Origin of the sequence: Streptomyces sp. NPDC047000, assembly GCF_040644295.1 — a bacterium.
GTDB lineage: Bacteria > Actinomycetota > Actinomycetes > Streptomycetales > Streptomycetaceae > Streptomyces.
Genome location: NZ_JBEYWE010000033.1, coordinates 33133 through 48162 on the forward strand (window position 1 = coordinate 33133; position 15030 = coordinate 48162).

The following is a 15030-nucleotide window of genomic DNA, read 5'->3' on the forward strand; positions in this document are numbered from 1 at the left end:
CGGGGAATGGGGGCGGGGAGCGGGGGCAGAGTGGGTCACGGCACCGGGACCGGGACCGGGACCGGGGTCTCGAACTGCGTTGCTTCGGGCGTCGGTCGGGCGTGCGGAGCGTCCCGGGCGTCCAGGGCGGTGAGGGTTTCGGCGAGTACGTCGCCGACGTGTGCGATGTGTTCGGGGCGGGTCATCTCGTAGTGGCCGCAGGGCAGTCGGTGCTCGCGCACGGTGCCGCCGATGTGCGGCTGCCAGCGTGCGGTCAGCGGGCCGCCGTCCGCCGGGCGCGGCAGGCCCTCCGGGACGGTTCCCGGGCCGTCGGCGGTGAAGAACAGCAGGTCGCCGTCGAAGCGGCCGAGCCGGAAACCGGGCGCGATCCGGAGGTTGTTGGCGAAGACCCGGCCCATCGCGCGCATGTCGTCGTCGGTCACCGGCACGTCGGAGCCGTCGCCCCGCAGGATCGCTGCGACCTGCCGCTCGGCCTGCCGCGCGTCCGGTACCGGAAGGTCCGCCAGCTGGGCGGGCAGCGGCGAGTCGAGCATCGCCAGCAACTCCACCTCCTCGCCCGCGCGTCGCAGTTCGGTGGCCATGGCGTGCACGACCATGCCGCCGTACGACCCGCCGAGCAGGCGGTACGGCCCGTGCGGCTGCACGGCGCGCACCCGCTCGAGGCAGGCGGCGGTCATCCGGGCGGCGTCGGCGGCGACGGGCCGTCCGTCGAGTCCGTCCGCCTGGAGGCCGTAGACCGGCTGGCCGGCCCCCAGCCGGGGCAGCAGCGCGGTGTAGCACCAAGCGGTACCGATGCTGGGGTGCACACAGAACAGCGGCCGCCGTGCGGTGCCCGCGCGCAGGGTGAGCAGCGGGGCGAGGGCGTCCACGGCGGCGTCGGCCACCAGCGCGGCGACGGTCGGCGCGGCCAGCAGCCGGGTCACCGGCACGTCCAGCACCCCGGCCGTACGCAGCCGGGCGGTGAGCAGCACCGCGCGCAGGGAGTCGCCGCCGAGGTCGAAGAAGTTGTCCTCGACCCCGATGCCGTCGATGCCGAGCGCCTCCTCCCAGTACGCCGTCACGGTCCGCTCCAGCTCGGTGCGCGGCGCCGTGTACGGCGCCGCCTGCCGGGGCCGCGGGGTGCGGGCGGGGCGCCGTACGGGCCGCGGCGACGCCGAGCCGGGGGAGGGGGCGGTGGCACCGGGCGCCGGGATCCAGTGGCGCTGCCGTTCGAAGGGGTACGGCGGCAGCGGCACCCCGCGGCCGGTGGCGGAGGGGCCGTTCCAGCGGGCCAGATCGGCCGGCACGCCCGCGCTCCACAGCTGCCCGAGGGTGTGCGCGAACAGCGGGATGTCGGGCTGGGCGGCCTTCGCGTGGCGCAGGGTGGGGACCGTACGGGGGGCGTGGGGCATGCGGGGGGCGGTGCCGGGGCGTGGTGCCTCGGCCTCGGATGCGGTGAGGACGCTCTCGGCGAGCGTGCCGAGGACCCGGCCGGGCCCGACCTCCACCAGCAGCGGGGCGCCGCGCTCCCACAGCGTCCTGACGCCGTCGGCGAAACGCACCGTCCGCCGGGTCTGGGCGAGCCAGTGCGCGGGGTCGGTGACCTGCTCGCCGGTGATCCAGGTGCCGGTGACGTTGGTGACGTACGGGGTGTGCGGGGACCGGAAGGAGACCTCCTTCAGCGCGGCGGCGAAGGTGTCCAGCACCGGATCGAGCACCGCCGAGTGCGCGGCGGCGGGCATCCGCAGCCGCCGGAAGGACACCCCGTCGGCGGCGAGCCGCGCCTCCAGCGCCGCGACGGCACCGGTCGGGCCCGCGACGGTGCAGGCGGCGGGGCCGTTGACGGCGGCCAGCGACACGTCGTCGCCGAGCCGTCCGCGCAGCTCCGCCTCCCCGAGCGCGACGCCCGTGGTGGCGCCCCCGGCGGCGATGATCAGCCGCACCCGCAGGGCGACCAGCGGCAGCATCTCCTCCAGGGTCAGCGCCCCGGCCAGGCAGGCGGCGGTGTACTCGCCGAGCGAGTGCCCGATGAACGCGGCGGGCCGCACCCCGTGCTCGCGCAGGGTGGCCGCCAGCGCGTACTGCGTGGCGACCAGGGCCAGGAACTCGCCCGCACCGCCCGGCTCGGTGCGCTCGTACAGGTCGGTCCGCAGATCGTGGCCGAGGTGCGGACGCAGGACGCGGGCGCAGGCGTCGATGGCGTCGCGGTAGACGGGCAGGGCCCGGTAGAGACCGGCGCCCATGCCGACGTACTGCGTTCCGCCGCCCGGCAGCAGGAACGCGACGGACGGCACCTGCCCGGGTGCCACGTGCTCCGCGTCCGGGCCGGGAGCCGCGAGCACGGACGCCGCCTCCGCGCGGTCGGAGGCGACCACGAAGCCCCGGTACGGCATCGCGGGCCGCTCGGTGACCAGGGTGTGGGCGACGTCGGTGAGGGCGGGGGAGCTGTTTTCGGTTGCGGAGTCGGCTCCGGCCCCGGTGTCGGTGAGGTGGGTGCCGAGGCGGGTGCGCAGGCTGTCGAGGGCGTCGGGGGTGCGGGCGGAGAGGGGGAGGACGACGGGGCGGTCCGCCTCCGGTGCCGGGGGTGCGGCGGCCGGTTCCGGTGCTTCCTCCAGTACGGCGTGCGCGTTCGTGCCGCCCACCCCGAAGGCGCTCACCGCCGCCCGGCGCGGGCCGTGCGGGCTCACCCACGGTTCGAGCCGGGTCGGCACCCGGAACGGGCTCGACGCGAAGTCGATCAGCGGGTTCGGGGTGTCGAAGTGCAGGTTCGCCGGGATCGCCCGGTGCTCCAGGGCCAGCACCGTCTTGATGAACCCGGTGATGCCCGCGGCGGCGCCCAGATGGCCGACGTTGGTCTTCACGGAACCCAGGGCGCAGTACTGCCGCCGGCCGGTGGTCTCGCGGAACGCCCTGGTCAGCGCGGCGACCTCGATGGGGTCGCCGATCCGGGTGCCGGTGCCGTGCGCCTCGACGTAGGTGACGGAGTCCGCGGCCACCCCGGCCGCCGCCTGCGCCTCCAGGATCACCTCCGTCTGCCCCTCGGCACTGGGCGCGGTGAAGCCCATCTTGCGGCGGCCGTCGTTGTTGATCGCGGTGCCCTTGACCACGGCCCGGATCCGGTCGCCCGCGGCCAGCGCGTCCTCGAGCCGCTTCAGGACGACGACACCCGCGCCGCTCCCGGACACCGTGCCCCCGGCGTCCGCGTCGAAGGCCCTGATCCGGCCGTCCGGCGCGAACGGCCCGTCGGGCACGTGGCGGTAGCCCAGCGGGCCGGCCGGGTTGATGCTCGCGGCGGCGGCCAGCGCGATGTCGCACTTGAGGCCGAGCAGTTCCTGGCAGGCGGTGTGCACGGCGACGAGCCCGGTGGAGCAGGTCGTCTGCACGCTCACACTCGGCCCGGTCAGCCCCAGTTCGTAGGAGATGCGGGTGGCGACCGCGCCCAGCGAGTTGCTGACGGCGGCGTGGGTCTGGGCCATGGAGTACGGCACGCCGGCGAACCGCGGGTGGATGTGCCCGGGGTAGTACTGGCTGTCGTCCGCCCCCGCGTAGACCCCCACGACATGTCCCTCGGGCAGTACGGCGCAGCCCGCGTCCTCCAGGGCGTGGTAGGCGCACTCGAGGAGCAACCGCTGCTGCGGGTCGAGGAGTTCGGCGTCGGCGGGGCTGTAGCCGAAGAAGGCAGCGTCGAACAGGTCGATACCGTCGGGCGCGGCGACCTTCCGCACCAGGGAGGGGTCGGCGAGGTCGGTCCGGTCACCGCCGGCGGCGAGGAACTCCTCCTCGCCGACGTCCCGGACCCCTTCCCGCCCCTCGGCGAGCAGCCGCCAGAACTCCTCGATGTCCGCGGCTCCGGGAAACCGCCCGGCCATCCCCACGACGGCTATGTCGAACGACTCGGTGCCCGCGTCGTCCGCGGTGCTGTCGTTCCGGTAGGGCTCAGGCATGGCGGGGGGCTCCTTCGGGGGCCGTCAGCGGGTGGCGGGCCGGCCGGGCCGGGCGGCCGGTGCGGCGCTGGGCGGCGGCTCGGGCCCGGGCGCGGAGCAGGGCGGGGGACGCGGTGTCGGAGGCTGCGCAGGCGGCGGGGGTGGCGGGATCGGGTGCGGGGCGGGTTGTCAGGTGGGTGGCGAGGGCCCGTACGGTGGGGTGGTCGAAGAGGTCCACGACCGTCAGTTCGTGGCCCAGCCGCTGCGCGGTCAGCGCCTGCACCCGGACCAGCAGCAGCGACGTGCCGCCGAGGTCGAAGAAGCTGTCGAGCGGGCCGACCACGTCCGTGCCCAGCACCTCGCGCCAGATGGCGGAGAGCTGTTCCTCCAGCCCGCGCTGCCGTGTCTCGTCCGGGGCGTCGGCGGTGGCCGGTGCCGGCGTGGGGGCGGAGCGTGCGGTGCCCGCCGACCGCAGTACCCACGCGTCCCCGGCGCCCAGCCGGCTCGCCGCCCCGGCGGCGGCGTGGTGCAGCGCGCCCAGGTCGGTGCCCTCGGCGAGGGCGACCCGGGCCGCTAGCCGGCGCAACGGGCGGGCGGTGTCGTCCACGTGGCTGCCGACCCACGGCGCGTCACGGTCCGCGCCGATCAGCAGATGCGGCTCGGCCAGTGCCAGGGCCGCGTCCAGGCTGCGCAGCCCGGCCTCCAGCCCCACCGTGCGGTAGCCGCGTGCCTCGGTGAGCGCCGCGAGACCGTAGCCGCGGCTCATGCCCAGTTCGTCCCAGCGGCTCCAGGCGAGGCTGCGCGCATCGATGCCGGCGGACCGGCGCAGGTGCACGGCGAGCGCGTCGAGGAAGCCGTTGGCCGCCGAGTACGCCCCGCTCAGCGCCCCGCCGAAGGTGCCGTTCACGGAGGAGAACGCCACGAACGACGCCCCCGCCTGCCCCGCCGCCAGCCGTGCCAGCACCAGCCCGCCGGTGACCTCCGCGGCGAGCGCGGCCCGCCAGGCGGGCAGGTCGTACTCCAGCGCGGGCCGCTGGTCGAAGCCGCCGGCGAGATGGAGGACACCGCCGAGCGGCGCGCCCCAGTCCAGCGCCGCCCGCTCGACGGCGGCGCGCACCTGCGCCTCGTCGGTGACGTCGGCGCTCTCGTAGCGCACCGTGCCGAGCGCGCTCAGCCGCCGGTGCGCGGCCAGTCGGCGGCCCAGCGGGGAGCCCGCGGCGATGTGCGCGTCCCACTCGGCGGCGTCCGGCAGTCGGGTGCGGCCCAGGAGCAGCAGCCGGGTGCCGGGCACGGTCAGCAGATGCGCCGCGACCTCGCAGGCCAGCCCGCCGAGCCCGCCGCTCACGACCTGGAACCCGCCGGGCACCCCGGGCATCCCCGGCACACCGGGCGGTCGGCCCGGGGCGGACGGCAGCGGTCCGGTGACGGGGGCGAGGCGCCGCACCAGACGCCGCCCGTCGCGGTAGGCGACCTCGGGATCGGCGCCCCCGGAATCGGCGGTGTGGCCGAGGAGTTCGGGCAGCAGGAGGGAGACGTCGTCCGGCTGCTCCAGATCGATGTGGCGTCCGCCGAGCCAGGGCAGTTCCTCCCGCAGGCTCTTGAGGAGCGGGCCCGCCGTCGCGTGGGTGGTGCGGGGGCGGTCCTCGTCCCGTACCGCCCAGGCGTTCGCCGTCACCAGATGGACGGCGACCGGCCGCGCTCGTCCGGCGAGCGCCTTCGTCAGCAGCAACAGGCTCTCGGCGCCGTCGAGTTGCGCTACCTCGTGGGAGTGGTGCGGGTCGGTGGCGCACGGTGCGAGGTGGACGACGACGTCGGGTGTCCGCTCGTCCGCGGCCAGCAGCTCCAGCAGCCGTGTCCAGTCCGCCTCGGAGTCCGGGCGCACCCGGTGGCCGGCGGCGCCGTGCCGCTCGTACCCCTCGCCCCAGGCCACCACCGTGCACATCCCGCCCGCGGCCCGCCACAGCTCGGCGAACCGCTCGCCCGCCGCGGCCGACCGCCCGGCGACGACCAGCGCGGTGGGCACCGGGCGGTGTGGCTCGCCCTTTGGCGGCGCCGTCCGGCGCCACACCGGCCGCAGGAACCAGTCGGGCACCGTCCGCGCGCTGCCCAGCAGTTGCTCCGTCCGCTCCACGACGGCGTCGTACGCGCCCTCCTCGAAGCGGCGGCGCAGCAGGGTGCGCTGGATCTTGCCGATCTCGGTCTTGGGGATGTCACCGGGTGCGAGGGGCAGTACATGGGCGGGCGCGACACCGGTCTCGCGGGTGATCTTGCCGCGCAGTTCGCGCAGCGCCGCCGCCTCGTCGGTGCCGGGAACGAGGCTGACGAACAGCGCGAGGGAGTCGGTGGTCGCCGCCGGATCGGTGCGCACCGCGCAAGCCGCGGTGAACGACCGCTCCACAAAGGGGAGTTCCTCGGCGACGGCCTCGATCTCATGGCTGTAGTGGTTGACGCCGTTGACGATGATGACGTCCTTGGCGCGCCCGGTCAGATACAGCTCGCCGCCGCGCAGGAAGGCCAGATCGCCGGTCTCGAACCAGCCCTCGGCGGTGAACGCCTCCGCGTTGTGCTCCGGGTTGTCGTGGTATCCGCCGGTCACCGAGGTGCCGCGCACCTGGAGCCGTCCCTGGACGCCCTCGGGCACGACCTCGTCGTCCGCGTCGACGACCCGCATGGCGAACCCGGGGTAGGGCAGCCCGCAGCTGACGACCGGTCCCTCGTCCGGGTCCGGCCGCGCGGGCAGTTCGGCGTCGGTGACCACCGAGGACGTCTCCGACATGCCCCAGCCGGGGTGCATGGCCGACTGCGGCAGCCCGTACGGCGCGAGCAGCTCCAGGAAGCGGCGCGCGACGGCCGCCACGACGACCTCGCCCGCGTTGGTGAACAACCGCAGCGGCGACAGGTCCCAGCCGCGCTCCCGCATCCGGTGCGCGTGCTCGGCGACCAGTCCGAAGGCGAAGTTCGGCGCCCAGCTGACGGTGGCCCGGTGCCGGTCGGCGAGGTCCAGCCAGCGCAGCGGGTCGGCGAGCACCCACCCGGTGGGCGCGTGCACCTGCCGGCAGCCGACGTACACGTCCCGCAGATGGAACATCACCACGCCGGTGACATGGTCCATCGGGATCCAGTTGAGCGTGACGTCGTCCGGGGTGAGGGAGTTGACCTGGGCGGTGGCGGCGGAGCGGGTGAGGATGTTGCGGTGGGTCAGCCGTACCGCCTTGGGCAGGCCGGTGCTGCCGGAGGTCAGCAGCATCAGCGCGACGTCCTCGGGGCGGGCCGGATGGACGTCGGTGTCCGGCTCGGCCTCGCGCAGCGCCTGCGCCGACACCAGCCGGACGGGGGCGGGGGCGGGGGCGTGGGCGGTATCGGTGCGGGTCCGGCTGTGGGCACCGGTGTCCGCGGGGTCGGTGCCGAGTACTTTGCGCAGTCCGTCCAGACGGTGCCCGGAGGCGATCACCCAGGGGCGGCCGAGCATTCCGTGGACCCCGGCCAGCTTGGCGCGGGCCGCGGACGGAGCGTCGTACGACGGCGGGACGGTCAGCGGGACGGTGACGAAGCCGCCGAGCAGGCAGCCCCAGAGCGCGGCGAGGAAGTCCTCGTTGTCGTCGCACTGGAGGATCACGCTGTCCCCGGGGACCAGCCCCCGGGCGCGCAGACCGCCCAGTACCCGGGTGGCCTCCGCGTACAGGCTCGCGCAGCTGCGGCGCACCTCGGTGCCGTCGGCCCGGACGTGCACGATCTCGGCACGCGCACCGGAGCGGGCGGCCCGGCGCAGGGCGTCGGGGAGTGTGGTGACGACGGGTTCGGCGAGGCGGGGGCCTTCGCTGAGGGAGGGCGGTGCGGCGGGTGGGTCTCCTGCGGTCCGCGGGGTCTGTGCGGTCTGTGCGGTCTCTGTGATTTCCGTGGTGCGTGGGGTTCTGGTGGGCGGGGCGAACCGCAGGGGCTCCCGCTTCGGGGCGGCCGCCTCGGTCGTCACCTCGGCGTCCAGCACCCCGGGCTGCGCGGTGAGCGCCTCGCGCCAGCGCCGGGCCAGCACGTCGTCGACGAGGGGCAGCGCCGCCAGGGCCGGGCGGTCGAGGGTGCCGTCCGGTGTGCGGGGCAGTGCCGATACGGCGACGACCCGGGGTGCGCTGGGAGCGCCGTACGCCTCGCGCAGTGCCGCCACCGCGGCGCGGACCGCGCCCTCCCGCTCCGGTACGGCCAGGACGACCGGGCCGCCGTGAGGGTCGCCGGAGCCGCCGGGTCCTTCGGGCCCGTAGTCGGGCCCGTCGACAGCGGCGGCCTCGCGGATGCCGTCCACGGCGGCCACGATCCGCTCGCACCCGGCGTAGGCGCGGGACCGTTCGCGGGGCGCGGGCCCGGGCAGTGCGCCGAGCCGTGTCCCCGGGTCGGCGGCCACGGCCGCCAGCAGCGCGCACCAGGCCGCCGCCAGCCGCTCGACCGTGCCCGCGTCGAACAGGGCGGCGTCGTAGTCGAAGCGGAAGCCGATGCCGTCCGGTGCGCCGGTGTCCGTGTGCCGCTCGACCGCGTCGACGTACAGGTCGAACTTGGTCGTGTCGGTGGCCCGGGGCGCCAGCCGCAGTGTCTCGTCGCCGAGCCGCAGTTCTGCCTCGGCGTTGTTCTGGAGGGCGAGCATCACCTGGAACAGGGGGTGACGTCCGGGCACCCGGGCGGGGTTGACCTCTTCGACCACCCGCTCGAACGGCATGTCCTGGTGGTCGTAGGCGGCGAGGTCCGCCTCCTTGGCGCGGGCGAGCAGAGCGTCGAAGGCGGGGTCGCCCGAGGTGTCCAGGCGCAGCACGAGGGTGTTGGCGAAGTGCCCGATCAGCCCGTCCAGCGCGGTGTCCGTACGGCCGGCGACGGGGGTGCCGACGGCGATGTCGGTGCCCGCGCCGAGCCGGGTGAGCAGCGCCGCGAGCGCCGCGTGCAGCAGCATGAACAGGCTTGTGCCGCTACGTTCGGTGAACTGCCTCAGGGCGGAGTGCAGTTCGGTGTCCACGTGCACGGTGAGGCTGCCCGCGGCGGGGCCGGCCTGCGCTCGGACCCCGTGGCTCGCGGTGCGCGGCCGGTCGTAGGGCAGGGGCAGTTCGGCGGGCAGGCCGAGCAGTGTCTCCCGCCAGAAGGCGAGTTGGCGTTCGGTGAGCTGGGGGTCGGCGAGCAGCTGCTGCTGCTGGAGTGCGTAGTCGGCGTACTGGACGGGCAGCGGCTCCCACTCCGGGGCCCGTCCCGCCGCCCGCGCGGCGTACGCGTGCCCCAGGTCCCGGGCCAGCGGCAGCAACGACCAGCCGTCCCCGGCGACATGATGCAGTACGAGGACGACGGTCTGCCGCTCGGGCCCGGCGACGACGGCACCCCACAACGGGGTGTCCCGCGCGAGGTCGAAGCGGTGATGGGCGAGCGCCGCGACCTGGGCCTCGGTCTCCGCCTCGGGGCAGGCGAGCACGGTCAGCGGGGGCCGTACGGAACCCACCGCGCCGATCTCCTGGTACGGCCTGCCGTCGCCGCCCAGCGGCAGCCGGGTGCGCAGCACCTCGTGCCGGTCGGCGAGATCGGTGAGCGCCGCCCGTAACGTACCGACGTCCAGCGGGCGTTCGGGCCGGAGTACGAGCGGCATGTTGTACGTCGCCCCGCCGCCCTCCAGCCGGTCCAGGAACCACAGGCTCGACTGCGCCGCGGACAGCGGCACCCGCGCGGGCCGCTGCCGCGCGGTCAGCGCGGGCCGGGCCGCCGGGGCGGCGGCGACCCGCTCGGCGAGCGCGGCCGGGGTGGGGTGCGCGTACACCTCACGGACGGACAGTTCGACGCCCAGTGCTCCGCGCACCAGCGCGGTGAGGCGGACCGCGGTCAGCGAATGGCCGCCGAGGGCGAGGAAGTCGTCGTCGGGTCCGACGCGGGTCAACCCGAGGCAGCGCGCGAACAGTTCGCACAGGGTGCGCTCGGCGGCGCTGCCGGGTGCGCGGCCGCCGCCCGCACGGAGGCCGGGGGCGGGCAGGGCGGCACGGTCCAGCTTGCCGTTGACGGTGGTCGGCAGCCGGTCCACGGTGACGAAGGCGGCGGGGACCATGGCTTCGGGCAGCAGACGGGCGAGGTGCGCGCGCCAGTCGGCGGGGCCGGTGGCGTCTCCCGGACCACTGGCGTTTTTGCTGTTGTCGCCGTCGCCGTCGCCGTCGCCGTCGCCGTCGCCGTCGCCGTCGCCTGTGCCGTGGTCCGTCGCCGGGACGACGTACGCGGTGAGGCAGGGGTGTCCCGGCCGGTCCTCGCGCAGCAGTACGGCCGCGGCCCGTACCCCGGGGTGGCCGGTCAGCGCGGTCTCGATCTCGGCCGGTTCGACGCGTACCCCGTTCACCTTGATCTGCGTGTCGGCGCGGCCCAGGAACTCCAGCTCGCCGCCCGGCAGATGACGTACGAGATCACCGGTCCGGTACATCCGCGCGCCGGGTTCGCCGAACGGGTCGTCGACGAACCGTTCGGCCGTCAGCTCCGGCCGCCCCAGGTAGCCCAGCGCCAGCTGGTCGCCCGCCAGGTACAGCTCGCCGACCGCACCCGGCGGTACCGGCCGCAGCGCCTCGTCCAGCACATGTGTGCGGGTGTTCCACACCGGTCGGCCGATGGGCACCGTGGGAGTGGTGTCGTGCGGCGAGTACGCCCAGGCGGTGACGTCCACCGCCGCCTCGGTCGGGCCGTACAGGTTGTGCACCTCGGCGCCGGTCACCTCGACCGTCCGTGCGGCGAGGGCGGTGGGCAGGGCCTCGCCGCTGCACACGATCCGGCGCAGCCCCGTGGCCCGCCAGGGCGCCGGGTCGTCCAGGCAGGCCCGCAGCACCGACGGCACGAAGTGCGCCAGCGTGACGCGCTCGCGCCGCACCAGCGCGGCCAGCCGGCCCGGGTCCCGGTGCGCGCCGGGCGGGGCGACCACCATCAGCGCGCCGCTGATCAGGGGCAGGAACAGTTCCCACACGGACACGTCGAAACCGACCGGCGTCTTGTGCAGCACCCGCTCCCGGCCGTCGGCACCGAACGCGTCCCGCATCCACAGCAGCCGGTTGCAGATCGCCGAGTGCGGGACGACGACGCCCTTGGGGCGGCCGGTGGTGCCGGAGGTGTGGATGACGTAGGCGGGGTCCTGCGGGGTGGGCGGGACGAGCCGGGAGGCGTCGGAGGGGGCGGTGGGGATGGAGGGGGCGGGGTCCGTGAGACGGGAGAGGGCCGTGGCCGCGGAGGAGAGGTCGAGGAGGCCGCAGGAGCTGGTGAGACCGGCCGCGTGGACGGCGTCCAGGACGGTTCCGCCGTGGCGCTCGGTGTCCTGCTCCTCTCCGCTTCCGGGGCGCGATTCGGTGATCACGGCGACGGGCCGGGTGTCCTCCAGGACCGCGGTCAGCCGTCCCACCGGGTGGTCGAGGTCGAGGGGTACGTAGGCGGCCCCCGTCTTCAGGACGGCGAGCAGTGCCACCGGGAGCCGTACGGACCGGTGCAGTGCCACCGCGACCATGCGCCCGCGACCGGCGCCCCGGGCGGCCAGCAGCCCGGCGAGCCGGCCGGCCTCCCGCTCGACGTCGGCGAAGGTCAGCGTGGTGTGCTCGTCCCGCAGGGCGGGGGCGTCGGGGGTGCGCGCGGCCTGCTCCTCGGCGAGGCGCACCAGGGTGGTCGCGGGCAGGGGATGCGCGGTGTCGTTCCAGGCGCGCAGCTGCTCCAGCTCCTTGGGCGCGGCCGGGGAGGACTGCCCCGCGGGATCCGCGGGATCTGTGGGATCTGTGGGATCTGTGGGATCTGTGGGATCCGCGGGCCTGCCGGAGCCCACGGGCTCGTCGGGACGTGCGACGAGCTGCTCGACGAGCGAGGCGAACCGGTCGGGGCCGAGCCGGGGATCGAGGTCGAGGTCGGCCGCCGCGACCACCCCGAGTCCCGCTCCGAGCGCCCTCACCCGCGCGGTGACCTCGCGGAACGTCGTCCCGGGGTCCAGGCTCAGCGCCCCGGCGCCGTCCAGCTCGACCTCCCGGGCACCCGTCCGCCGGTGCACCACGACGGCGAGCGCGGCGACCAACTCCTCCTCCGACGGGGCGCCTTCGCCGCCGCCGAACCGGTCACGCAGAGCATCCATCACGTCGTCCACGCCCAGGGTCCTTCCGAGAGACCACGCCACCAAGGCCGAGAGCATGGAGAATACCTTCGCGAAGGAATTTTTCAATGCGTGATTTCAGGCCACCTCAGGCGACCTGCGGCGCGGCTCACCTCGCGGAAGCCGCGATGGCCACCCCGGCCACCCCGGTCACGGTGCCGCGGACGGGAAGTCGTACAGGGCGAAGTCGGTGACCGGGCGGTAGCCGATGCGCTGGTAGAGGGCGTTGCTGGTGGGGTTGGCCAGGTCCGCGAAGAGGACGACCTCCTTCGCGCCCGCCGTCCGCGCGGCCCGGCTCACCTCGGCCGTCACCGCTCCCGCGTAGCCGTGGCCCCGGAGTCCGGGCGGGGTGTAGACGGGGGCCACCCGGACCTGGCCGGCGAGCATCGGGGACACGCCCGCCATGGAGACGGGGGTACCGTCGTCGGTCTCCCAGAAGGTGAAGAACCTGTCCGCGAAGTACGTGTCGGCCCAGGAGACGGCGGCGGAGGCCGAGGCGGAGACGGAGGCGCTGTGCGTCGGCGGGACGTCTCCGACGGCGACGCCGAACTCGTGCTTCCAGCGCCGTAGTCGCTCGTGGTCGTCGGCACCGGTGGTCCTCGGGCGGCCCGGTGGGAGCGGTGCGGGCGGGGTGAGGGCGTCGAGGCGGTAGAGGCGCTGGCATTCGTGGAGGACCGGTGCCGCGGCGGTGTGACGCCGCCATGCGGCGGCGAACGCGGTGGCGGTCATGTGTTCCGCGCTGACGCCGGGGACGTGGTGGCCGGCGGCCGCCAGGCGGACGGCGAGGGAACCGGCGTCCCCGGGGGTGAGCGGGGTGAGATTGAGCCGGTGGGGCGGGGTGTGGAAGAGGACGGCTTCCACCTGGCCTCCTTGCTCCAGCCAGCCGAAGAGGGGCGCCTCGGTGCCGTACGCCTTCGGCCCGTGCGTCCGCAGCGTCCCGGTCACCGTCAGCGGGACGGTGTGCAGGGCCGGGCGGGAGCGGAGGAAGGGGGTGGTCCGGGTCAGGAAAGCATCGAGGTCTTCGGTCAGGCGCCAGCCGTCGGGGTGCATGTTCCATGATTTCTTCGAAGGACCGTGCGGGTCACTGTATTTTCCGCGTGCGACGGCCCGGCTGCGGCTGGTGTCTTTGAAAGTGTCCCCGCAGGCACACCACGTCGGAGATCATGCAGCATGCGATCGGACGGCTGGCACCTCACCGAAGACGTCGACGAATTCCTCGCCCGGGCCGGAGACTTCCTGTGTTCACGGCCTGCCCTGCACACCACTTTGCTGACGTTGATCGAGAAACTGCGGACCGGCGGGGCGGGGGCGAACGGTGCCGGAGGCCCGGTGCTCGGCCGGCTGGAGCGCGGGGGCGAGGTGCGCGCCGCCTTCTACCGCTTCCCGTCCGGCAGCCTGAGCGTCACCTCTCTCACGGCCGACGAGGCCGACTCGCTCGCCGCCCACCTGGTCGCCGGCGGCTGCGTCCTTCCCGCCGTCAGCGCGGACCACGAGACCGCCGGCGTCTTCGCCGAGGCATGGCGGCGGCACACCGGCGCGACGTCGGCGCTCCGCGTCCGGCTCCACCTGTACCGCCTCGGCACGCTCACCCCGCCGGATCCGTTCCCCGAAGGCCGGGGCCGGCTGCTGGGCGAACGGGACCACGAGCACCTCATGCGGTGGTGCCGGGAGTTCGCAGCGGACGTCGAGGAGGACGTGGTCGTCGACGCCGCTTCCTGGGCCGGGACACGCTTCGCGGAGAAGCGCTACACCTTCTGGGAGACCCCGGACGGCACCCCCGTGTCCATGGCGGGCGTGAACCCGCTGGTCGGCGGCCAGGTCCGGGTGGACCCCGTCTACACCCCGGCCCACCTGCGCGGTCGCGGCTACGCGGCTGCCGTGACGGTCGAGGTGAGCCGGGCCGCGCGGGCGGCGGGCGCCAAGGAGGTCGTGCTGTACACGAACGCGGCCAACCCCACCAGCAACGCCCTCTACCAGCGCCTCGGTTACCGCCGGGTCACCGACTGGGTCCTGTACGACTTCACGTACGGCACGTCAGCGCCGGAGGTCGGCTGACGACGGGGCGGTCCGGGCACCGGTCGGCTCAGCTGAGGGTGACGGACCGCAGGGTCACCAGTACCTTCTCGTGGCCGTCCTCGACGACACTGGCGACGATCCCGCCCGTGGGCAGGAAGTCGTACGACCCCTGTGCGGTGAGGACGGCGGAGTGCGAGACCCCGTTGTAGTCGTACGTGATGGTGGCCGGTACGTCGGTGGCGTTGACGTAGACCCACAGGGTGCCGGGGTAGGTGACGGCGAGCGCGCCGTCACCCTGGACGCACGCCGGTGTCCCGGTGTTGAGATCGGTCGTGGTGGCCCCGGACCACACGATGAACTTGGTCTGCAGAGCCTGGAGGACCCCGCCGAGCCCGATCATGTCGCAGTCGACCTGGCTGACGGAGGCGGTGGACGCCTGGGCGGCGGTGCCGGGGAAGACGGTGAGGATCACGGCCGAGGCGGTCACGGTCAGTAAGGAAACGGCCTTCGCGACAACCGTCCTGGGGGCAACGGTCTTGATTGCTGAGCGCATGGGTGCGTCCCTTGGGGCTGGGTCGGCTGCATCACCGACGGCTGACGGGTGCGCCGGGCGGCGACGGGCCCGTGGAGGCGCGTCGCGCGTGTCCGGTCACCGCAACAGTGGCGGGCGCCGGTACAGCCGTGCCATGACAGCGGGGGAGGTCTGGTGACCTCCCCCGAATTATGGGGAGCCGACGTCGTCAGCGGGCGTTCCACAGGTGCCACAGGAGACCGCCGCTGTGTGGGGTGCAGCGGCGGCGGTCCTGGGGTCCGCTCTCGATGCCGACGGCGTCGGCAACCCCGCAGCTGGTCACGCTGAGGTACCAGCCGCGGTGGACATCGAGACCGTCGGCCGTCGGCTGCTGGACGGCGGCGGACACCGGCGGGGGCTGAGGAGGTGTCGCGGGGGACAGGAAGACGGCAGATGCCACCGCGGTCAGACGGAGCCCGGCCATGGCGATC

At 74.8% G+C, this 15030-nt stretch carries 6 protein-coding genes; 1 reads left to right on the forward strand and 5 read right to left on the reverse strand.

Annotated features, from left to right (window positions below):
* Positions 1-35: 35 nt before the first annotated feature.
* The 3 genes from ABZ862_RS33550 to ABZ862_RS33560 all read right to left on the reverse strand — a co-directional run bounded on the left by ABZ862_RS33550 (position 36) and on the right by ABZ862_RS33560 (position 13062).
* Complete coding sequence (locus ABZ862_RS33550) at positions 36-3923, reverse strand: beta-ketoacyl synthase N-terminal-like domain-containing protein (RefSeq protein WP_360966687.1); 3888 nt, start codon at positions 3921-3923, stop codon at positions 36-38.
* Complete coding sequence (locus ABZ862_RS33555) at positions 3916-12006, reverse strand: amino acid adenylation domain-containing protein (RefSeq protein ID WP_360966690.1); 8091 nt, start codon at positions 12004-12006, stop codon at positions 3916-3918. Before ABZ862_RS33555 ends, ABZ862_RS33550 begins: the two co-directional genes overlap by 8 nt.
* A 156-nt stretch (positions 12007-12162) precedes the next feature.
* Positions 12163-13062 (reverse strand): GNAT family N-acetyltransferase, encoded by a 900-nt coding sequence (locus tag ABZ862_RS33560; protein WP_360966693.1) that lies wholly within the window; start codon positions 13060-13062, stop codon positions 12163-12165.
* Positions 13063-13182: 120 nt separating this feature from the next.
* Here ABZ862_RS33560 and ABZ862_RS33565 point away from each other — a divergent pair, with 120 nt between their 5' ends.
* A complete protein-coding gene (locus ABZ862_RS33565; protein WP_360966696.1) occupies positions 13183-14067 on the forward strand; it encodes a GNAT family N-acetyltransferase in 885 nt (294 codons plus the stop codon).
* Between the two features lie 28 nt (positions 14068-14095).
* On the opposite strand, the gene ABZ862_RS33570 is transcribed toward ABZ862_RS33565, so the two are convergent.
* Positions 14096-14515, reverse strand: coding sequence for a hypothetical protein (locus tag ABZ862_RS33570; RefSeq protein ID WP_360966700.1), 420 nt, complete (start codon positions 14513-14515; stop codon positions 14096-14098).
* Positions 14516-14768: 253 nt separating this feature from the next.
* Positions 14769-15023: a hypothetical protein gene (locus tag ABZ862_RS33575; RefSeq protein ID WP_360966703.1), complete on the reverse strand. Its 255-nt coding sequence runs from the start codon at positions 15021-15023 to the stop codon at positions 14769-14771.
* Positions 15024-15030: the final 7 nt, after the last annotated feature.

Excerpts from the sequence above, each read along its gene's own strand:
- ABZ862_RS33575 (WP_360966703.1), bottom strand. The coding sequence starts at position 15,023 with ATGGCCGGGCTCCGTCTGACCGCGGTGGCATCTGCCGTCTTCCTGTCC.
- ABZ862_RS33550 (WP_360966687.1), bottom strand. The coding sequence starts at position 3,923 with ATGCCTGAGCCCTACCGGAACGACAGCACCGCGGACGACGCGGGCACC.
- ABZ862_RS33560 (WP_360966693.1), bottom strand. The coding sequence starts at position 13,062 with ATGCACCCCGACGGCTGGCGCCTGACCGAAGACCTCGATGCTTTCCTG.
- ABZ862_RS33565 (WP_360966696.1), top strand. The coding sequence starts at position 13,183 with ATGCGATCGGACGGCTGGCACCTCACCGAAGACGTCGACGAATTCCTC.